Origin of the sequence: Chryseobacterium urinae, from assembly GCF_030518295.1 — a bacterium.
Lineage (GTDB): Bacteria > Bacteroidota > Bacteroidia > Flavobacteriales > Weeksellaceae > Chryseobacterium > Chryseobacterium mucoviscidosis.
Window position 1 is genome coordinate 14,070 of sequence record NZ_JAULSJ010000010.1, and the last position, 21,152, is coordinate 35,221.

Annotated in this window: 22 protein-coding genes; 7 read left to right on the forward strand and 15 right to left on the reverse strand. The window is 36.3% G+C overall.

All coding sequences use genetic code 11. The features are described 5' to 3' along the window. The first annotated feature begins 209 nt into the window (after positions 1–209). Positions 210–1,886, forward strand: coding sequence for a T9SS type A sorting domain-containing protein (locus tag QWT87_RS07895; protein WP_302715486.1), 1,677 nt, complete (start codon positions 210–212; stop codon positions 1,884–1,886). A 76-nt stretch (positions 1,887–1,962) separates the two neighbouring features. Here QWT87_RS07895 and QWT87_RS07900 read toward each other — a convergent pair whose 3' ends face one another. From QWT87_RS07900 to QWT87_RS07940, 9 genes are all read right to left on the reverse strand, one after another. Next, positions 1,963–2,388 (reverse strand): OsmC family protein, encoded by a 426-nt coding sequence (locus tag QWT87_RS07900; RefSeq protein WP_108410847.1) that lies wholly within the window; start codon positions 2,386–2,388, stop codon positions 1,963–1,965. 8 nt (positions 2,389–2,396) lie between these two features. Continuing rightward, positions 2,397–3,113, reverse strand: coding sequence for a phosphodiester glycosidase family protein (locus tag QWT87_RS07905; RefSeq protein WP_302715490.1), 717 nt, complete (start codon positions 3,111–3,113; stop codon positions 2,397–2,399). A 67-nt stretch (positions 3,114–3,180) separates the two neighbouring features. Further along, entirely contained in the window at positions 3,181–4,503 is a 1,323-nt protein-coding gene (locus QWT87_RS07910) for a DUF58 domain-containing protein (RefSeq protein ID WP_116095882.1), read from the reverse strand. 58 nt (positions 4,504–4,561) lie between these two features. Then, complete coding sequence (locus QWT87_RS07915; protein ID WP_302715496.1) at positions 4,562–4,912, reverse strand: four helix bundle protein; 351 nt, start codon at positions 4,910–4,912, stop codon at positions 4,562–4,564. Between the two features lie 55 nt (positions 4,913–4,967). Then, the gene (locus QWT87_RS07920; RefSeq protein WP_076395014.1) at positions 4,968–5,999 is read right to left on the reverse strand and encodes an AAA family ATPase; all 1,032 of its coding nucleotides are present in this window, start codon (positions 5,997–5,999) and stop codon (positions 4,968–4,970) included. Positions 6,000–6,088: 89 nt separating this feature from the next. Next, positions 6,089–7,246, reverse strand: coding sequence for a hypothetical protein (locus QWT87_RS07925; protein ID WP_302715499.1), 1,158 nt, complete (start codon positions 7,244–7,246; stop codon positions 6,089–6,091). A gap of 12 nt (positions 7,247–7,258) precedes the next feature. Further along, positions 7,259–8,053: a DUF4129 domain-containing protein gene (locus tag QWT87_RS07930; RefSeq protein WP_302715501.1), complete on the reverse strand. Its 795-nt coding sequence runs from the start codon at positions 8,051–8,053 to the stop codon at positions 7,259–7,261. Next, positions 8,046–9,005, reverse strand: coding sequence for a DUF4013 domain-containing protein (locus tag QWT87_RS07935; protein WP_302715504.1), 960 nt, complete (start codon positions 9,003–9,005; stop codon positions 8,046–8,048). Before QWT87_RS07935 ends, QWT87_RS07930 begins: the two co-directional genes overlap by 8 nt. Next, a complete protein-coding gene (locus QWT87_RS07940) occupies positions 8,992–9,975 on the reverse strand; it encodes a stage II sporulation protein M (protein ID WP_076395006.1) in 984 nt (327 codons plus the stop codon). The genes QWT87_RS07935 and QWT87_RS07940 overlap by 14 nt, the downstream gene beginning before the upstream one ends. Before the next feature lie 27 nt (positions 9,976–10,002). On the opposite strand from QWT87_RS07940, the gene QWT87_RS07945 reads away from it, so the two are divergent. Both QWT87_RS07945 and QWT87_RS07950 read left to right on the forward strand, forming a co-directional pair. After that, the gene (locus QWT87_RS07945; protein WP_302715507.1) at positions 10,003–10,743 is read left to right on the forward strand and encodes an RDD family protein; all 741 of its coding nucleotides are present in this window, start codon (positions 10,003–10,005) and stop codon (positions 10,741–10,743) included. A 300-nt stretch (positions 10,744–11,043) separates the two neighbouring features. Continuing rightward, positions 11,044–11,211, forward strand: coding sequence for a hypothetical protein (locus QWT87_RS07950; RefSeq protein ID WP_165762954.1), 168 nt, complete (start codon positions 11,044–11,046; stop codon positions 11,209–11,211). 239 nt (positions 11,212–11,450) lie between these two features. Here QWT87_RS07950 and QWT87_RS07955 read toward each other — a convergent pair whose 3' ends face one another. After that, the gene (locus tag QWT87_RS07955) at positions 11,451–11,957 is read right to left on the reverse strand and encodes a hypothetical protein (protein WP_302715513.1); all 507 of its coding nucleotides are present in this window, start codon (positions 11,955–11,957) and stop codon (positions 11,451–11,453) included. Positions 11,958–12,004: 47 nt separating this feature from the next. On the opposite strand from QWT87_RS07955, the gene QWT87_RS07960 reads away from it, so the two are divergent. Beyond that, on the forward strand, positions 12,005–12,463 hold the full coding sequence (locus tag QWT87_RS07960) for a helix-turn-helix transcriptional regulator (RefSeq protein WP_302715516.1): 459 nt from the start codon (positions 12,005–12,007) through the stop codon (positions 12,461–12,463). 49 nt (positions 12,464–12,512) lie between these two features. Then, complete coding sequence (locus QWT87_RS07965) at positions 12,513–12,803, forward strand: GNAT family N-acetyltransferase (RefSeq protein WP_076394996.1); 291 nt, start codon at positions 12,513–12,515, stop codon at positions 12,801–12,803. Here QWT87_RS07965 and QWT87_RS07970 read toward each other — a convergent pair. The 5 genes from QWT87_RS07970 to smpB form a co-directional block, all read right to left on the reverse strand. After that, positions 12,792–13,763: a glycosyltransferase family protein gene (locus QWT87_RS07970; protein WP_302715520.1), complete on the reverse strand. Its 972-nt coding sequence runs from the start codon at positions 13,761–13,763 to the stop codon at positions 12,792–12,794. The two genes, QWT87_RS07965 and QWT87_RS07970, sit on opposite strands and share 12 nt — an antisense overlap. Then, entirely contained in the window at positions 13,760–14,587 is an 828-nt protein-coding gene (locus tag QWT87_RS07975; protein WP_302715523.1) for a UDP-2,3-diacylglucosamine diphosphatase, read from the reverse strand. Before QWT87_RS07975 ends, QWT87_RS07970 begins: the two co-directional genes overlap by 4 nt. 58 nt (positions 14,588–14,645) lie before the next feature. After that, positions 14,646–15,386, reverse strand: coding sequence for a YebC/PmpR family DNA-binding transcriptional regulator (locus QWT87_RS07980; protein WP_294286250.1), 741 nt, complete (start codon positions 15,384–15,386; stop codon positions 14,646–14,648). A 94-nt stretch (positions 15,387–15,480) separates the two neighbouring features. Continuing rightward, complete coding sequence (locus QWT87_RS07985) at positions 15,481–16,971, reverse strand: OmpA family protein (protein WP_302715529.1); 1,491 nt, start codon at positions 16,969–16,971, stop codon at positions 15,481–15,483. A 77-nt stretch (positions 16,972–17,048) separates the two neighbouring features. Next, on the reverse strand, positions 17,049–17,507 hold the full coding sequence (smpB, locus tag QWT87_RS07990; RefSeq protein ID WP_087707948.1) for an SsrA-binding protein SmpB: 459 nt from the start codon (positions 17,505–17,507) through the stop codon (positions 17,049–17,051). 206 nt (positions 17,508–17,713) lie between these two features. Here smpB and QWT87_RS07995 point away from each other — a divergent pair, with 206 nt between their 5' ends. Beyond that, complete coding sequence (locus QWT87_RS07995; protein WP_087707950.1) at positions 17,714–19,336, forward strand: ABC-F family ATP-binding cassette domain-containing protein; 1,623 nt, start codon at positions 17,714–17,716, stop codon at positions 19,334–19,336. A gap of 99 nt (positions 19,337–19,435) precedes the next feature. Then, entirely contained in the window at positions 19,436–21,148 is a 1,713-nt protein-coding gene (gene recJ / locus QWT87_RS08000; protein ID WP_302715534.1) for a single-stranded-DNA-specific exonuclease RecJ, read from the forward strand. The last annotated feature ends 4 nt before the right edge of the window (positions 21,149–21,152 follow it).

Here is a 21,152-nt window from a genome sequence, read left to right on the forward strand (position 1 = left end):
ATTTTGAGATATCCTTTTTTTATTATTCACCACATAACATAAATACCGTCAATTGATATGTTAAAGGTTATAGCCAAAATCTATTTTCTCATTAGTATAAAATAAATTTTTATGCATTTTATATAAAAAATCAATATTTATAAGCAAAAATAATTATTAATTTAATACCTAATAACTATATTAGCAGAATAAAATCTAATAATTATTTCATGAAAGTAAAACTACTACCTATTGCAACTTTTTTAGTTTCATCGTTATTCACAACCCATTTAAAAGCGCAGAATTATCAGCCTTTATTTATTCAGAGCGGATACAATGCAGATGTAGTCGCCAACGGTGTGGGGTCATCGGCTTCTTCCACCAATAATGATGTCGATGGAGTAAGCTATGCCTTTGTCTCAAGAGATTTTCAGTTAACGGCTTCAAGTTCGCAACTTACTTACGGACTGCCTGTGAATGGAATTATCAATTCTGTAGTTTCTTCGACTCCGGGACTTTCCTATCAACTGGCATCTTACAGTTCCAACAATGTTTTAAGACTGCAAAACAGTGGCGATAACGGAACTTTACAATTTTCCAACCCCCTTTCAGCAAACACCTTATATATGTTGGCAACTGGAGGAAGCGGATCCTGTACCGTAGATGTGGATGTAAATTTTACAGACAATACTTCTCAGACGTTTACCGGCATCAATATTTCCGACTGGTATTACGGGAGCAATTTTGCCATTCAGGGAATCGGAAGGATCAACATCAGCAATAACAATCTTGAATCCGGTTCCGGAACAGATCCTAGACTTTACCAGATTCCTTTATCAATAAATCCTACAAATTTATCCAGAGTCATTAAAAGTGTTACGGTAACCAAATCCGGATCGGGAGGTATTCCGAATATTTTTGCTTTTGCAGCAGATTCTTATAATCCCTGCGAAGCGCCTACCAACATTACCGCGGTTACTACCATGAACGGAGCGACATTAAGCTGGACAGCTCCTTCCAGTGCGCCGTCTTCGGGATATCAATATTATTACAGTACTTCTTCTACTCCACCAACAGCCAGTACAACGCCTACAGGAAGTGTACCTTCGGGAACTTCAGTTACTCTGAACAGTTTGTCAACAGGACAAACCTATTATTTCTGGGTAAGATCCTATTGCGGAGGTTCATCATATGGATTCTGGAAAATGAAGCAGTTTGCACCGGGACAAATTTCTGCAACGTATACAGGCGGAGATATCAGTACGGAATTCAACTGGGGACCTGATAATACAACAACAACTAACTGTGCGGGAAGTGTATATATCAATATTCCGAATGGGTACAAAGTTGTATCTACAGATGTGAGCTACACGATGACAACGGCAAGCAACGGATGGATGTCTGAACAGAAAAGTTTATTGGTATGTTCTTCTAACGGAACAGCAGAATCATCTGTAAGTTCAGGATCGGGATCAAACGGAGGAACGTTTTCTTATAACAGAACCGGACTCAATATTGCCAATAATTTAACAGGAACGGTGAATTTTGATCTGCGAGCATGGAGAACTTACGGAGGCTCCGGTTGCAGCGTAGATTACAACAAAGTGGATAACGGAACTTTTACGGTAACCGTAACTGTTCAGCCTATCGTTTTGGCAACCGGTGAGGTGACTGCTAAAGAGAAAGAAAGAATTGCCTATCCGAATCCTTTTGCTGATATTCTTTACCTCGAAAAACCTGAAAATGTGAAAAAAGCAGTAATTACGGATGCTTCGGGAGTGGTGGTACAAACTGTTGAAAATCCATCTTCATCCCTATTCCTTGGAGGAATAAAATCCGGAATGTATATTCTGACTTTAACCATGAAAGACGGTTCTGTAAAAAGTATGAAAACCATGAAAAAATAAATAACCATTGGTAACGAAAATCGCGGGCAGAAATAAATTTCTGCCCGCGATTTGTTTTTAATATTGTAAGTAAAGATTACGCTTCTGCGATCTCTCCGTTTACAAATACTTCATATCCTATTTCTACATTCGGTTCCAGTGTTTTGGAAACCGAACAGTATTTTTCGAAAGACAACTGAGCTGCTTTCTGGGCTTTTTTAGGATCAATATTTCCTTCCAGAAGAAACTTAACTTTTATCGATTTGAAAGGTTTTGCATCATCTACAGGAATTCTTTCGCCTTCTACTTCTGCTTTGAAATCCGTGATTTCCTGTCTCTGTTTTTTCAGAATAGAAACAACGTCTATTCCGCTGCATCCTGCAACTGCCATCAAAACGCTTTCCATAGGAGAAACTCCTTTTGCGCCGGGTTGTGTCGTATTATCCAAAAGAATTGAATTTCCCTGAGAATTGGTACATTCAAATAAAAAATCGTCGTTGATTCGGTTAAGTGATATTTTCATTTTTAAATTTATTTTTTAGATGTGGTAACCCCGATCATGACTCCGAAGTCTCCATCCTTCTGAATCCATTTCTGTTCAGGACAATAGGTTCTGGAAACAAAGCCATCGAGGTACAAAGCTTTTACGCAGCCTGATTCTTTAAATACGGAAGCAAAATTATAAAAATTAACCTCTGTTTTAGACATTATAAAAACGATATTTCCATTTTTTAGGATTCCGACTCCATTTCTGATGTTGATATTTTTTGAATCTTTTTTAAATATTGGATTTATTTTTCCATCAATCAGCAATATCGGTCCGGATTGTGTTGCATATTTTATTTCAGGATCGTTTCTGAAAGCTTTTGTTTCAACAATTTCAGCTTCATTATTTTTTGTGAGGTAAAATATTCCGTTAGGAGGGAGATAAAAATTTCCTTTGCCGGATAAAGTATCTGTTTTATTCAGAATTTTAAAATTTTCAATATACAATCCTTTCGGAAAGTTATTGGGTTCAAACATTCCGCCGTTCATGGCAAATATTAATTCTTTATTTCCCTGCTCCGTTTTATTCTTTAGATGAGCAATGCTTTTAAGAATTGTTCCGTCATCATCTTTCCAGTAAAAAGCAACATTTTCTATTTTAGGATTCACTTTAAAAATGACAAAATCATCCTCATGTTTTATTTTCTTATCGCAGGATAAAAAACAACAGAGACATACTATAAACAATGCAATTTTCGTCATTTACAAGTTTGCTTAAATCATTTATGAATTTTGCGGTTCATTTTGCAATGAAATCCCTGTTTAAAAATTACAAAATCCCTCTCGCTTTAATTTCCAGATATTTATTGATGACATCAATGTTCAGATTTTCCGGTAAAGTATAGACTGTGTAAATTCCGTATTTGCGGAGTTCCTGAATGATCAGTTTCTTTTCAAACTCAAATTTTTCGGCGATGATTTCGTCATACACTTCCTGCATACTTTCAGGATTTTTATGAATCAACGTCTGCAATTCTGAATTTTTGAAGAAAACCACAACCAGTAAATGGTTTTTGGCAATTCCACGAAGGTATTTTAACTGACGGTTTAAGCCATCCAATGTTTCAAAATTCGTAAAAAGTAAAATCAAACTTCTCTGGTTCAGCGAATATTTTACATCCTGATATAATCTGTTAAAATCACTTTCAAAGAAATCTGTTTTGATGTTGTAAAGGGCTTCCGAAATTTTTCTAAGTTGTCCCGATTTATTTTCCGCAGCAATTTTATTTTCTGTTTTTTTAGAAAAAGTCATCATTCCGGCGCGGTCGCCTTTTTTCAGAATGATATGGGATAAAGCCATCGTTGCATTAATGGAATAATCCAAAAGACTCAGGCCTTTGAAAGGCATCTTCATTGTTCGTCCTTTATCAATCAGCATAAAAATACGCTGCGATTTTTCGTCCTGAAACTGATTGACCATCAATCGGTTTGTTTTGGACGTCGCTTTCCAGTTGATCGTTCTGATGTCATCTCCCGGAACATATTCTTTAATCTGCTCAAACTCCATCGTATGTCCCAGTTTTCTGATTTTCTTGATTCCGCCCAACAGAAATTCACTCTGCAAAGCCATCAGTTCATATTTTCTCAAATGAATAAATGACGGATAAGCCGGTAAATTCGCATCTTTCTGAAAATTAAACCGTTTTGCTACAAAACCTAAAGGTGAAGAAACATACACATTTAAACTGCCGAAATTATACTCTCCTCTCTCCTTTGGTTCCAGAATATATTGAAAAAATGTATTTCTTCCCGGTTCTATCTGTTTTTCGATTAAAAAATCTCTCTTCTGAAACTGAAACGGAATTTCGTCAATTACTTTCACATTGATTTTGAAAGCATAGTTGTTTTTAATATCAACTTTTACGGGATTTTCATCACCATTGGATAATTTTTCGGGCAATATTCTCTGTGCAGAAATCCCTTCTTTCCTGTTGAAAACAAAAAGATAATCCACCATTGCCGCCAAAAAAATCAGAAGCAAAACGATGTGCGCGACCCACATGAGTAACGGAAAGAAAAAAGCGAGAACATACAGAATTCCCACTCCGATGAGCGTGAAGAAAAAGCGTGTATTGAGGTATAAGTTTTTCATTTTGTAGATTGCAGGTTGCAGATCTTAGGTTACAGTTTAGTGACCCTACATTTTAATATTATTTCAAAGAATTAATGAGCCCATTCAGCATTTTAGAAATTTCGATAATATCCTGATTTAATTTTGAATAATTTTCTTCGTTTAAAAAATGAAGATTTCTGGAAATAATCAATTGAGTTTCAACTTCAGCACAACTTCCTCTCGAAATTTTCAGAAATTGCAGATAATCCGGTTTGCTTCTTCTGGAGTTTCCTTCTGCAATATTAGACGGAATAGAAACTGAAGCTCTTCTGATCTGAGATTTTAATCCAAATGTCTCCTCTTTTGGAAAAGCATCGGTTGTCCGGTAGATTTCAGTTACAAGATCAATGGCTTTCTGCCAAACCAGAAGCTCTTTAAAATTAGCCATATAATAAATTTAACGTTGAATTAAAAACTACAATCTGCAACCTTTTACCTGTAACCTATCTCGGAATCTCTATTCCCTCTAAAATCTGTCTGATGATTTCATCTGCGGTAAGGCCTTCCATTTCTCTTTCCGGCGATACGATGACTCTGTGTCTCAGAACGGCATAACTGGCTTCTTTAATGTCTTCCGGCGTTACGAAATCTCGTCCTCTTAAAGCGGCAAATGCTTTTGATGCGGTTAACAAAGCCAGACTCGCTCTCGGAGAAGCTCCCAAATACAGGAACTGGTTTTCTCTGGTATTGATGATAATTTTAGCAATGTACTCCATCAACTGAGATTCAACAATGATTTCTTTTACCAGATGCTGATAATTTTTCAGTTGCTGTGCAGTAATCACTTTGTTGACAACCTCCGTTTTATCTTCCTGCTTGCTTTCGTGCTGGTTTCTGATGATGGCAATTTCCTGCTCCAGATTCGGATAACCCACATTTATTTTAAACAGAAAACGGTCAAGCTGGGCTTCCGGAAGTCTGTATGTTCCTTCATGCTCAATCGGGTTCTGGGTTGCCACCACAAGGAAAGGTTCTTCCATCGGATAGCGGGTTCCGTCCATCGTGATCTGCCTTTCTTCCATCACTTCAAACAAAGCTGCCTGAGTTTTTGCAGGAGATCGGTTGATCTCGTCAATCAGGATAAAATTAGAAAAGATAGGTCCTTTTTTAAATTCAAATTCAGAATTTTTTACGCTGAAAACGGAAGTTCCCAAAATATCGGAAGGCATCAAATCGGGCGTAAACTGAATTCTGCTGAATCCTACATCGATGGTTTTTGCCAGTAATTTTGCCGTGATGGTTTTGGCAACTCCCGGAACACCTTCAATAAGAACGTGACCGTTCGAAAGAAGTGCCGCCAAAAGATGTTCCACCATATTTTCCTGACCGACGATTACTTTTGCAATTTCGGCTTTTACTTTTTCAAGACTTGTACGAAGTTCAATCATATCGATTCTCGACTGAAACTGATCTTCTTTTTTATCTAAGCTGATAGAAAATTCGTTTTCTATATTTGGGTTTTCAAAGTTTTCCATATCCTATAATTTATCAATAGAACAGTGTATCCAATTACCAATTACATTGAGAATTACCACACTGTTATATTTTCAGATTGTTACATTTATTAAATAATTTCATCCAAAATTTTATTCATTCTCACAAGATCTTCCTTCATTACGTGCGCGTAAGGATCCTGCCCTTTTTTAATCAGCCCAATGGCTTCATCAATCATTTCCATCGGTTTTCCGGTTTTCAGATGGAGTTTTTTTGCAAATTCTTCATCTAATTTCTGAGTATCGATAAGGAGGTCCATTCTTACTTTGTTCAGGAAGTACTGTGCTTTTTTCGACATCATATCATGGAAATCGCCTTCCTGAAGATAAAGATTTCCGATACTTTTCACAAAATCTACCGAGTTATTTTTCAGCGGTTCCACAATCGGGACAATACGCTGTTTTCTTTTGGCATTAAAGAAAATAAACAAAGCCAGACCGCCCAGAAGAACCCACCAAGCATATTTCAAAGCAGGGTTTGAGAGGATAAACCTCAGCAGAAACTGGGAAGATTTCGAATTGCTTTCCAGAAACCACAATGTTTCTTTATCATCCAGATAAGAAAAAACGTCTTGTGCATATTTTACATTGCCGGGTTTCAGAAGATAGTAATTGGTAATAAAAAGCGGTTCGCAATGAACGTAAAAATAACCTTCCCCGAATTTTATTTTAACAAAGTTTGCCTGATCGTCATTATTTTTTTCCACTGTCTTTCCTAAGACTTCAGATCCCGGTTTAATGAAAGTAAAACCTCTTCCTGAAGGAAATTTATCCAGTTTAATGAAATCGTTCTGGTATTTTGTGTCGGTAAGTTTTAATACATTTTCATCCTGAAAAGAAATCATAGAATCATAATAACCGATGCTGTCGGAAATTTCTTTCGGCATTTCGCTGATAATCAACATCGCGTTGGAACCTTTGGAAACTTCTTCCAGAATTTTATTCCACGATTCTGTATCTACTTCATGCTCAATGACAAGGATATTATGGCTGCCTTTTTCTTTATTCTGGGTATAATAATCGTAAGGAGTCTGATCTATTTTTTTAACTTTATTCTTAAAAAGATCTTTGATCTCGTTATTAAAAACATACAATCCGAACGGTGATTTCTGGTAAGTCTTGAAATTTTTCCTCCAATCCGTACTTTCTGTTTTGTTGACTTCAAACAACGCCAGAATAATCATCACCACGACGAAGATTACAGCATATATTTTGAAAGTTTTGTTCATGATAACAATTAATTACGGTTTAAAGGATTGATATTGGTTTTTAAATTTCAGGTAGTTTTCTTCATCTATAGAGAATTCTCCGTACCAGACATAATCGAAAATATAGGCAAGATCGTAAAAACTTTCTTTTAAGTGCGGTACTTTCAGCTCTGCCGCATAATCTTTGTTGGTTTTTTCCGGATTCCAGATGATGAGTTTTTTATCGCTTAATTTTTTTAAGACAAATAAAAACTGATAACGCACCGCCGAACGGAAATCCCCAGATTTTTCAAATTTCAGAATACTTTCCGGGAAATTAATTTCATGAATATTTTCATGAAGCTCTTCTTCGCGGATATCCACTTTCCGGTTTTTCTTTCCGAAGAACGAAATTCCGCCGTTCCCGATGAGATATTTAATGATGAAATACAGCAGGAAACCGACAAGAACAATTACAAAAAGGCGCACTAAAATCCCTGCGAAATTTCCGGATTTTGTAAATACGGTTTCCCCGAAAATACTGTCTAACAATTCTGCGAGCTTCTTCATCAGCTTCTGCCCGAAAGACATTCTGGGTTTTACCGTAGTATAATCGAAATCTTTGTCTTTGTATCTTGAAGGGATATTGTCTTTAAATTTTTTAGGATAAACAGTGTTTTCCGTTACCGGATTTTTATACAATACAGAATCTGCACGGTACATATTCCTGTAATGTCCCGTTTCTATTGAGTCCAGAAAAACTGCTTCTTCAGGAGGCAGATCGTCCTGCTGCTGAGAAAAAACAGTTCCGAAGCTGAAAAAAAGCAGTAAAAGAAGAAGCCTATTCATTATTTCCTATTGTTTCTATTTCTGCCAGTTCCATTTTCTGATGAAGATCGGTGCGGCTGTCGTAATACATCAATCCTGAATTTACATACAGAACATTCATTAAAATGGTTGAAACCAATGTTGAAAGTCCGTAGATAAAGAATATAACAATTCCGAAATTTCCGGAGAAAGGATTCTGTTCAAAATTCCCATCCGGAGCGGTTGTTGAAAGTTTAAGAATGTATAAAACCATCGGAACTCCGGATAAAAATCCGCTTACAATATAAAAAAGCAGTCCCAAAATAATGGTTGCTCCCCAATATTTCCAGTAGGGAGATTTTTCTCTTCCATTCGGGTAAGAAAACTGAGATCTTATAGCATAACTTAAGCTTTCGAAAAAACCTTTATTTCCGTTAAAATAATCGTAGCAGAGAAAGGTAATGATGCTGAATAAATTCGGAAGGATAAAAAGCAGCAGAAAAATCCCAATGAAAAAAAACACCAACAGATAAGAGAATCCGAAAATAGCAGTTGCAACCGGCATTACCAAAAAGGTAAGCCCGAAATAGGCAATGAAAACTTTTTTAGAATTCACTTTAAAATCACTGATGATATCATCTGTTTTTATTTCTTTCTGCCCTTCCGCAATTCTTTTCATATAAAATACAGGAAAAAGCAGATTAACCGTCATTAAAGCTGTGGAAAGCACAAAAAGTACAATTCCCGCGATGATAATCAGTCCTAAATTATCCTGAAAATACTGTTCAAAATAATAGCTCTGCCCGCTCATATTCGATCCGAAAATGGCACCGAAGAATTCCCGGAATCCTACCACCATCACAACAACGGTTAAAATAAGCAGCAAGCCGTTCAGCAGAATAAAATTTTTAAAATAATTCTTACCGTATAATTTGAAAAAAGCAAAAGTATCGCTGATGAAACTTCCGAAATCTCTTTTTTTATAAAACTGCATCCTGAATCTGGTTATTAATTTTTTTGCTGACAACAGACGGATAAATACAGTAATAAAACCCGATGATTGCCAAAGACCCGAAAATAATAATTAAATTTAAAATTAAAGGCATTTTCAGGGCGTGTCTTGTTACATATCCTTCAATAATTCCTGCACAAATGGTGAAAGGAACGGTACTCAGGAATATTTTGAATGAATCTTTAAATCCGCTTTTGAAAGAATTAAATCTGGACAGTGTTTTAGGAAATAAAATAGAGGCTCCCAGAATAAGACCGCACATCGCTTCCACTACCATCGCAAAGATTTCAAAAACTCCGTGAAGCCAGATTCCTCTTGCGCTGTCCTTCAGTGCGCCGTAATCATAAAAGAAATACTGGAAAGAACCGAGCATCACGCTGTTGTTCAGCAAAGCCCACAACGTTCCAACTCCGCCTGCAATTCCGTAGATATACAGTCTTGCACCTACTTTTATATTGTTGAAAATAATCCCGATCGTACTTCCCCATGTAGAACCGCTCTGGTAAACTCCTACCGCATTTCCTGCCTTAATGTTTTCGATGGTCTGGTTCACATATTCTTCACCCAGAATAACCTTGGCGAAATCTTTATCGTAAATTCCGGAAAGCAGACCGATTAAGGTAAATAATGTAAAGAACAGAAAAGCATATCCCAAATATCTTCTGTATTGGTACACCAGCAAAGGAACTTCGGTTTTGAAGAAATGCAGAAACCTGTTTTCCTCTACCCTTTTGGTTTTATAAATTTTCTGGAAGATCTGTGCCGACAAATGGTTAAGATAAACCGTGGTATTACTTTTCGGGTAATACGTCTGTGCAAAAGAAAGGTCGTTAACGAGGTTGATGTACAGCGAAGAGAGATCATCAGGATTTTTTTTAATTTTCCCCTGAATAACCTGTTCTATTCCCAACCATTTTTCTTTATTTTGTTTAATGAAATAAACTTCTCTCATAATTGTAAGGCTAAAATAATAAAAATAATGTCTCAAATCGCGATAAATACTTCACAAAATGTAAATATTAATTTCAACATTGCGGGTGTTGGAGAAAGACTTCTTGCTTATATTATCGATCTTCTTATTCAAATTGCGTACACCATCGCTATTCTGTATCTTTTTTTCAATATTCTGAATCTGGGATATGTAATGGACGGGCTGGATCAGTGGTCGATTATTGCTATTTACAGCATTCTTCTTTTCCCGACTGCGATTTATCCTCTTGTTCTGGAAAGCCTTATGGAAGGGCAGACTCCGGGGAAAAAAGTCATGAAAATCCGTGTGGTGAAAATCGACGGTTATCAGGCGGGATTCGGAGATTATATGATTCGCTGGGTTTTCAGGATTATCGATATTTCTATTATCGGTCTCATCTCTGCCATTGTTTCCAAAAACAACCAGCGTTTGGGAGATATTGCAGCGGGAACCGCCGTTATTTCCTTAAAAAACAACATCAATATTTCGCATACGATTCTGGAAAACATTAAAGAAGATTATGTTCCAACTTTTCCGCAGGTCATTGCTTTAAGCGATAATGATATGAGAATTATTAAAGATAATTATCTGAAAGCTTTACGAGTGGACGACCGACAAATCATCAGCAAACTTTCCGATAAAATTAAAGGAATTCTGAAGCTGGAAGTAGATCCTACCAAAATGACGGAAAGGCAGTTCATCGGGGTTGTTATTAAGGATTACAATTATTATACGGGGAAAGATAGTTAGGAAGACGATTTTAAAATATTTAAGAACAACTCTTCTTATAAAAACTCCCGCAGATTTGGCGGATTTTGCAGATGATTTTGTAAAATTCGACAAATAATTTTTATTAATTGATTTAAAAACTGCAATCTAAACGCAAAGGAAAAGTTTTCACCTCATTAAAGAGAAGCAAAGATACTCCGTCGCAGACGGATGATAAAGCGCGCTTCTTAGAAGATGAAATCTGCCTTCACTTTGCTGCCTAAATATATTCATTCTCAAAACAAAAACTTTGCGTTTAGATAATCCGGAACAAAGTTTGTCATGCTGAAAGCATCTTTAGGATTATATTTTGTAGATTTCTACTGCGTCGAAATGACAGAGCTGTTTATGAAAGCTCCCGCAGATTTTGCGAATTTAGCAGATGATTCTGAAAAAACCATCGGACGCTTATGCAAACATATTTTTATTGATTTAAAAACTGCAATCTAAACGCAAAGGAAAAAAGTTTTCCCCTCATTAAAGAGAAGCAAAGATACTCCGTCGCAGACGGATGATGAAGCGCGCTTCTTAGCAGATGAAATCTGCCTTCACTTTGCTGCCTAAATGTATTCATTCTCAAAATAAAAACTTTGCGTTTAGATAATCCTGAGCAAATTTTGTCTTGCTGAAAGCATCTCTACTACTATATTAATAGATTTCTCCTTCGTCGAAATGACATAATATTCAAACTAAATCATTCTAAAACTACGTGTATAAAAGAACTGAGCAACCATTGCCAAAATCAACAGGACAAAATGCAATACTCTAATTTTGAGTTCATATCTACGGATGACGGAAAGAAAAATGATGTTGATAACGGATGTAAAAAGTATCGCCACATCATGCATATTTTTCACTTCTGAAATATCAATATCTAAAGCGCAGCGCCTTACCGTTCCAAAATTGAACCTGCAAAAGTGAATAAAAAAAGACAACATGCACGAGAGGTATAAAATGATAACGTATTCTGAAAAATCTTTTACAAATTGGTTTCTTTCTTTACCAATCAGGGCAAAACCTAAATTTATGAACGACAGAAGCAAACAGGATGTTATGGTAAAAAGAATATCATAATGCCCAAAATTCAGAAGATGGTACACCACAAAATACTGAATGGAAATATACAGTGCTCCCACCGTTACAGGAAGCCAAAAGAAATGATAAGCGAAATAATTTAAATTTGATCTTTCCGGCATATTAGTTTTTAAAGGTATTTTTTGAACGTTTGTGTTTTTTAGCTAACTTGTCAAAAGTAAAAATTAGAAATCAACAAAAAGACTTTTCTTTTTGCGATTTTATTGCGATTTTTCGCAAAAAATTTATCTTTACACTAAACTTTACAGAAATTGAAAAAACAAAACTCATCGAAGCCCGCAAAAGAAGAAACATCAGCCAGGAAAGAATGGCAGACATCCTTTCTATGGATGTTTCCAACTACAACCGAAGAGAGAAAGGAACGGCAAAAATTTCTTTATCGGAATGGCAGAAAATCGCTGAAGTATTGGAAGTTCCTTTCGAAGAGGTTTATGAAAATGAAGAAAGTTTAGTTTTTATTTTTAATGACAATTCTACAGGCAATGGAATTGTTAATACCAATAATTACAACATTCCGCTTTCTTTGTGGGAATCTCAGAAAAAATACATCGATAAACTTGAAGAAGAAATTGAAGCACTAAAAGCAGAAATCGCAAAATACAAATAATCTTTCGCGGTGCAGTTTTTGTATTTTACACTTCATAAAAGTTTAAGTTATGAGATTTGAAAATAATAAATCGGGAAACGGCGGTGTAATTACTTTAAATAATGAAGTAAAAGAAATCGGAAGATTAACGTACACTATTTTCCCCGAAGACAGCAAATTCATTATTTCCTTCGTTTTGGTTCACCCAGAATTTGAAGGTCGCGGAATGGGAAAATATCTGGTAGAAGAAGCCATAAAGTTTGCCCGCGAAAACAACTGGAAAGTCTACCCGCATTGTTCTTACGCGCGATCTGTAATGATGAGAATGAAGGATGTGGAAGATATTTTTTTACAGCGTTAACACTTCGTTCACCAAGATTTCTTCAATATCATCGGGATAATCTACTTTCAGATGCTGATCGGAATTTACCCAGTTCTGTATTTCTTCCAGTTTCAATACTTTAGAATTCGGAATTCCCATCTTGTCTAAAGCGCAAGCGTTGCATTCCTGTTCATATTGATTATGAATAGGAATTACGAACAGTTTTTTATCCATAAAAAGTGCTTCTGCGGGACTTTCGAAACCTGCATTGCAGAGAATTCCATCGCAGTTTTCAAACGCTTTTAAGTATTGAATTTCATCAATCGGAAAAATTTCAACATTATTTTCCTTAAACTGCAATTTGGAATATTTGGAAAAAACTTTCCATTCTACCGGAATCTGCTTTAAAACTTTAATGATATTTTCATCCGAAAAGCTCGGAAGATACACCAGATAAAAACCTTTTTTGTTGGGATTCAGGTTTCGGATTTTTCTTCTGATCACCGGCTTTTTTATCTGAGGATGATAATTTTCGAAATGGAAACCAATTCTTCTTTCGCTCGGAACATAATATTTCAGCACCATTTCTCCGAAAAAATCTTTTTTATCCGGTTTTGGCGTTTCTTTAAACAACAAGGAAGCCTGATGACTGAGTTCTATCATCGGATGTTTTTTGAATTTACAAGCCCATCCCGTTAAAGGTTCATAATCGTTGATGACTAAATCGTACTGAGAAAGCTCGATTTCGCGAATCGCTTTGAAGGCTTCTAAAAAACCATTGTCTGTAAACGTTTTTCGATAGGATAAACCGCCTGTTTTATCGTAAAGAAGGGAAACGCCTTTGTGTTTAAAATTAATATCAAAATCAGCCTTTAACTGCGACTGATGTCCGCTGATAAGTGTATCGACAGAAGCATATTTTTTCAGGATCGGAACGATTTCCTGTGCACGTGCGACGTGTCCGTTTCCGGTTCCCTGAAAGGCGTATAAAATTCTCATTGGCTGAAGTTGGTTACTATTTTTAAAAGTTCATCACTGTCGATTTCCTGAATTTCCTCTGCGGTATCATCTTTTAAAGAATCTTTATGTTCGTCATAATAAAAAATCTTCCACTCGTTATTATTGTACTCCAGTGCGGAAAGATTTTCGATCCAGTCGCCGGAATTAAGATACGTGCAGGAACCTCTTTTATTAATCACCTCCCGAATCTGCGGCTGATGAATGTGTCCGCAAACTACGTAATCGTAGTGATTGTCGATGGCAAGTTCGGAGGCAGTCAGCTCAAAATCCCCAATGTATTTTACCGCTTTCTTCACATTGTTTTTAATTTTTTTTGAAAATGAATATTTTTCTTTTCCCATTTTCTCCAAAAACCAATTGACAACATTATTAATCACAATTAATAAATCGTAGCCTTTTCCTCCCAGTTTAGCAATCCATTTCGAATGCTGAACGGAAGCATCAAACACATCTCCGTGAAAGATCCATGTTTTTTTATTGTTGATGTCTAAACAGATTTTATTACAGACTTTAAGTTTACCCAATTGGAAGTCGGTAAACTTCCGGAACATCTCGTCATGATTTCCGGTAATGTAGAAAACATCTGTGTTTTTTGTGGCAAAGGACAATATCTTTTTGATGACCTTTAAATGGGGTTTAGGGAAGTAAGACTTTTTGAATTGCCAGATATCGATAATATCTCCATTCAAAACTAAAGTTTTAGGCTGAATAGAATTAAGATATCGCAGTAATTCTTTAGCCTTACATCCGTAAGTTCCCAGATGAACATCCGATATAACAACTAATTCGACGTTTCTTTTCATAGTTTTATGCAAAGAAACTACTTGAAAGTTAACTGTATATGAATGTTATATTATTTTTTTAGAGAGTTTCCATCAACTCTTCTGTAATTTCCATATTATGATATACGTTTTGTACATCATCATCGTCCTCGAAACGCTCAAGCATTTTCATATTTGCCTTGAACTGCTCTTCGTTTACTTCTTTTGTATTGTTCGGAATTCTCTGAAGTTCTGCGCTTTTTGCCTCAATTCCCAGTTCGTCTAATTTGTGAGATAAAGAACCGAAATCTTCGAAAGCCGTTGTAATCATTACTTCTTCTTCGTCTTTTTCTACGTCTTCTGCTCCGCCGTCAATCATTTCCATTTCAAAATCGTCCCAATCCATTTTAATTTGAGCTAAATCGATCGTGAAAATCCCTTTTCTGTCGAAGATGAAAGCTAACTCGCCATTTTTACCAAGGTTTCCATCAAACTTATTGAAAATAGCTCTTACATTGGCAACAGTTCTTGTTGTATTGTTTGTAGTACATTCTACGAAAAAAGCAACACCACCTTGTCCGTAACCTTCGTAAGTAATTTCTTCATAGTTTTCTGCATCTGCACCACTTGCCTTTTTAATCGCTCTTTCTACGTTATCTTTTGGCATGTTTGCACCTTTCGCATTCTGTATGCATCTTCTTAATGCAGGATTAGATTCCGGATCTGCACCTCCTGCTTTTACTGCCAATGCAATATCTTTACCTATTTTAGAAAAAGTTTTAGCCATTTTGTCCCATCTGGCCATTTTAGAAGCTTTTCTATATTCAAACGCTCTTCCCATTTTATATTTTTAATTTTCAACAAAATTACTTAAAAGTGAACGAAAAAAAAATACCCCCAGAGAACTGGAGGTATTTATATTTAGAAAAATTTAATTATTTTTTCTTTTTAGCTGGAGCTTTTTTCTTAGCTGGAGCTTTTTTCTTAACTACTTTTACCGGAGTTGGATCTTCGTAGTCTCTCTTTTTAAGAGATTCCCACTGAGCCGCATCTTCGATAGCAGTAACAACTACTTTTCTGTCTACTTGTCTTTCAACATCAGAAGCAGTAGCAGGAACTTTAGCTTTAGCTTTACCTACACCAATTGATTTAAGAGCGTTAGCATTAACACCTCTTGCATCTAAAGCAGCAACTACAGCAGCAGCTCTTTCTCTAGATAATTTCAAGTTGTAAGCTTCAGATCCTTTAGCATCAGTTTGACCTTCTAATAAGTAGTTACCTCCTTCTTTCTTAATGATGTCAGCAGCTCTGTCTAATGCAGGAGTAGATTCAGCTTTAATAGTAGCTTTGTTGAAATCAAAGAAAATGCTGTTAACTTGCTCTTGAATTTCTTTTTCTTTTACTTTAGCAGGCTTAGGACATCCGTTGTATTCTGGAAGACCTGGAACAGTAGGACAAGCATCATCTTTATCTAAGATACCGTCTCCGTCTGTATCTGGCCAAGGACAACCATTGTTTTCAGCAGGACCTGCAACTGTAGGACAAGCATCATCTTTGTCGATTACACCGTCACCATCAGTATCTGGCCAAGGGCATCCGTTGTTTTCAACCGGACCAGCAACATCTGGACATTGATCGTCTTTATCTGGAACTCCATCACCATCAGTATCAGGACATCCTTGGAATTCTGGTAAACCTGGTGTATCTGGACATAAATCGTCTTTATCTAAGATACCATCTTTATCTCTATCTCTGTTACCAAATCTAAAGTTCAAAGAAGCTGAAGCTTGCCAGAAGTTAGCAACTGTAGATTTATCACCCGGAGTTGATACGTAATCTCCCTGGATACCTAAACCGAAGTTTTTAGTTAACCAGAAGTTAACACCTGCACCAGTAGCAACCGTAAAGAAGTTAGCTTTACCGTTTTCAGTACCGTTGTCACCATTTGGAACATATTCTCCATTGGCATCCGTTCTAGGGAAAGTAAGAGAAGTATAATCGTGTCTCAAATAGTTAGCACCAACTCTTAAATATGGATCAAACCAAGATTCTTCGTCCCAAAGAAGACCTGCAGCCTTCGCCTGGAAACCTAAACCTGTCATCAACATAAACTCTTTACCCATGTTGAATCTTTTGTTTTCAACATTTCCAACAGTAGTCTGCCAGTCGATTACCAAACCTTTACCGATGTTCCTAGCTACAGTAAGTTTTGATAATGGCGGAGTAATAGAGAAGTTGTTCATATTGAACATTGTCTTCGTCAAATTATTAGCAGAGAACGTATTACTGAAATTATTTCTCTGTGCCAAATGGTTTTCCGCGTGAGCACCAACCCCGATTAACCACGGATTGTTGGTAGTCTGAGCGAACACAGTAGAAGCAACAGTAAGTGCCAATGCTGAAATTCCTAATTTTAGATTTTTCATAGAATTAAATGATTAAATAATTGATAATGCAAAATAAATATAATTTTTCTTTATATACAAAGTTTTTCAGATGATTTTTAACTTTTCTTTAATATTCTGTCGAGGTTTCGTTTATTTTCTCTATCTTTTATGCTCTCCCTTTTATCGAAGAGTTTTTTCCCTCTACCCAGCGCTATGAGAACCTTTGCTTTTCCCCTGTCATTGATATATAACTTAAGAGGTATAACGGTGTTCCCTGCATCCTTTAACTTTTTTTCTAATTTCTGTAACTCTTTTTTGTGCAAGAGCAATTTCCGTTCCCTTTTTGTTTTATGATTGTAAAAAGTTCCTAATTTGTACTCGTCGATCATCATATTAATGATGTACAATTCCCCATCAATAAACTGACAGAACGATTCTGCGATGGATGCTTTTGAAGAACGCAAAGATTTTATTTCCGTACCTGTTAAAACCATTCCCGCTTCGTATTCTTCCAGAATTTCATATTCAAATCTGGCTCTTCGGTTTAATATATTGACTGTTTTTTCAATCTTCATTTTAAAATCCTTTTGTATTTGTAAGATGTAAAAATTTAATAAGGTTGCAGAAGAATTTATATTTTTTATGATATTTATTTTCTGCGTTTTATTAATTTAATGAATGAAATATATAAAAAATACCCCACATTTAAAAACCTGACTATTACAATATTGCGAAATACCCAAATTCTTTTCGTATTTTTGCGCCAAATTTACAAAACTATATGTTAACAGTATCTAACTTATCTTTACAATTCGGGAAAAGAGTTCTTTTTGACGAGGTAAACATTATGTTTACGAAAGGAAACTGCTACGGAATTATCGGAGCAAATGGTGCAGGAAAGTCTACATTCCTTAAAATATTAACAGGAAAACAAGACCCGACAACAGGACACGTATCTTTGGAACCTGGAAAAAGAATGTCTGTTCTGGAGCAGGATCACTTTGCGTATGATCAATTTACTGTGCTTGAAGCGGTTTTGAGAGGTAACAAGAAATTATTCGAGATAAAAGAAGAGATGGACGCGCTTTATGCGAAAGAAGACTTCTCTGATGAAGACGGTATTAAAGCCGGAGAATTAGGTGTAATCTACGACGAAATGGGAGGATGGACTGCAGAATCTGATGCACAGACCATGCTTTCCAACGTAGGTATTAAAGATGATATGCACTGGCAAATGATGAGCGAACTTGAGAACAAAGACAAAGTAAAGGTACTTTTGGCTCAGGCGCTTTTCGGAAATCCGGATGTATTGATCTTGGATGAGCCTACGAACGACCTTGACATCGATACGATCTCTTGGCTGGAAGATTTCTTAGCAGATTACGAAAACACCGTAATCGTTGTATCTCACGACCGTCACTTCTTAGACACGGTTTGTACGCACATCGGTGACTTGGATTATGCTAAACTTAACCTTTACACAGGTAACTACTCTTTCTGGTATCAGGCTTCTCAGTTAGCAACGAGACAAAGAGCTCAGGCAAACAAAAAAGCGGAGGAAAAGAAGAAAGAACTTCAGGACTTCATTGCAAGATTCAGCTCTAACGTTGCAAAGGCTAAACAGGCAACTGCAAGAAAGAAAATGATCGATAAATTAAACATCGATGATATTAAACCGTCTTCAAGAAGATATCCTGCCATTATTTTCGAAATGGAAAGAGAAGCGGGAGATCAGATTTTGGATGTAAAAGGTCTTGAAAAAACAAAAGACGGAGAATTATTATTCTCAAACATAGATTTAAATCTTAAAAAAGGAGATAAAGTTGCTGTTTTGTCTAAAAATTCATTGGCAATCACAGAATTTTTCGAAATTTTAGCAGGAAATGTAGAAGCAGACAAAGGAACTGTTGCTTGGGGAGTTACTACAAACCAGTCGCATATGCCTTTAGATAATACAAACTTCTTTCAGGAAGATTTAAGTTTGGTTGATTGGTTAAGACAATTCACGAAAAATGATGAAGAGCGTCATGAAGAATTCGTAAGAGGATTTTTAGGAAGAATGCTTTTCTCGGGTGATGAAGCTTTAAAATCCTGTAAAGTGCTTTCAGGAGGTGAAAAAATGAGATGTATGTTCAGCAGAATGATGCTTCAGAAAGCCAACGTTCTTTTACTGGACGAACCTACGAACCACTTAGACCTTGAAAGTATCACGACATTGAACAACTCACTGTCTAACTTCAAAGGAAATATTCTACTGGCTTCTCATGACCACGAAATGCTTTCCACAGTCTGTAACAGAATCATTGAGCTTACTCCAACCGGAATTATCGACAGAGAAATGACTTACGATGAATATCTTGCTGATAAGAAAGTAAAAGAATTAAGAGAGAAAATGTATTCTTAAAAATATTTAAAAACCGTTCAACTGCTGAACGGTTTTTTTTAACACTTCCCCTTCAACAATAAACTTTTCTTTTAAATTATAATTCCCTATTTTTGTGAAATGAGTCAAAAATGGATTTACAAGCCCGAACCCGATGAGGAAATTGTGGATGGATTAAGTTCGTCTCTTGGTTTTGGAACTTTTGAATCTAAACTCCTCGTTCTCAGAGGAATTGACAATTATCAAAAGGCAAGAGAATTTTTTAAACCCAACCTTAACGACATTCACAGTCCGTTTTTAATGGCAGATATGCAAAAAGCTGTAGAGCGGATTGCCACTGCAATTGAGAATGGAGAAAAAATATTGGTATACGGAGATTATGACGTGGACGGAACAACTGCCGTTGCACTGATGTACCTCTACCTCAGCAAAATTGTTCAGAAAAAATATTTAGATTACTATATTCCCGACAGAAATTCTGAAGGATACGGAATTTCCACCGAAGGAATCGACTTTGCCAAAGAAAACGGCTTTTCTTTGATTATCGCTTTAGACTGCGGAATCAAAGCATTAGATATGATCAGCTATGCCAGAAGTCTGGATATTGATTTTATCATCTGCGATCACCATTTACCCGGCGAAGAAATTCCTGATGCCGTTGCCGTTCTCGATCCGAAAAGAAGTGACTGCCGCTATCCTTTCAAAGAACTTTCAGGATGCGGAGTAGGTTTTAAACTTTGTCAGGGTCTCAACACCATTTATAAACTTCCTGAAGCTGAACTGTTTGAATTAACAGATCTTCTCGCGATTTCCATTGCTGCAGATATCGTTTCGATGACAGGCGAAAACAGGGTTTTGGCTAAAATGGGACTGAAAACTCTTCGAAAAACGAGAAATTTAGGATTAAGATTATTAATTCCTGAAGACAAGCTTTCTCATTTTGAAATTTCAAATATTGTTTTTGAAATTGCGCCGAAAATTAACGCTGCCGGAAGAATTTCGCACGGAAAAGCAGCCGTTGAGCTTATGGTTTCGGATAACCTGAAACATGCTCACCAGATCGTGAGCGACATCATGAATCTTAACGATGAAAGGCGTGAACTGGATATGAATTCTACTCTTTCTGCTTTGAATCAGGTTATTGAATCTCAGCAGGAAACAAAATATACCACCATCGTTTATCATCCTGAATGGAACAAAGGTGTGATCGGAATTGTAGCTTCAAGACTGATTGAAACTTACTACAAACCCACTCTCGTTTTTACCGATGGAAATAATGGGGAAATGGTGGCTTCGGCGAGATCCGTTTCGGATTTTGATGTTCACGAAGCACTGGATATGTGTTCGGAATATTTCTTAAAATTCGGAGGACATCATGCTGCTGCAGGACTTTCTATGGAGAAAGAAAAATTTGCCGCTTTTAAAGAAAAATTTGAACGTGTTGTCTCTGAAAAAATCAAAGAACATCAGAAAGAGCCATCCATTACGATTGACTCGGAAATTCAGATTGATGAAATTAACCGGGAATTTATCAATTTCCACAGAAAATTAGCTCCTTTCGGACCTCACAATATGAAACCGATTCTTACCTTAACCAATCAGAAGGTTTCGGGATATATCAAAACAATGGGGAAAGATAATAATCACCTTAAATTCTACATTAAGCAGGAGTCCACCGGAAGAAATATTGAATGTGTAGGCTTCAAATTAGGACAGTTTGCAGATGATTTCAGAAATAAATATTTTGATCTAGCCTTTACACTGGAAGAAAATCACTGGAAAGGAAATGTCACACATTATCTGAATATTAAAGATGTACAATTCAGGGATTAGAAGT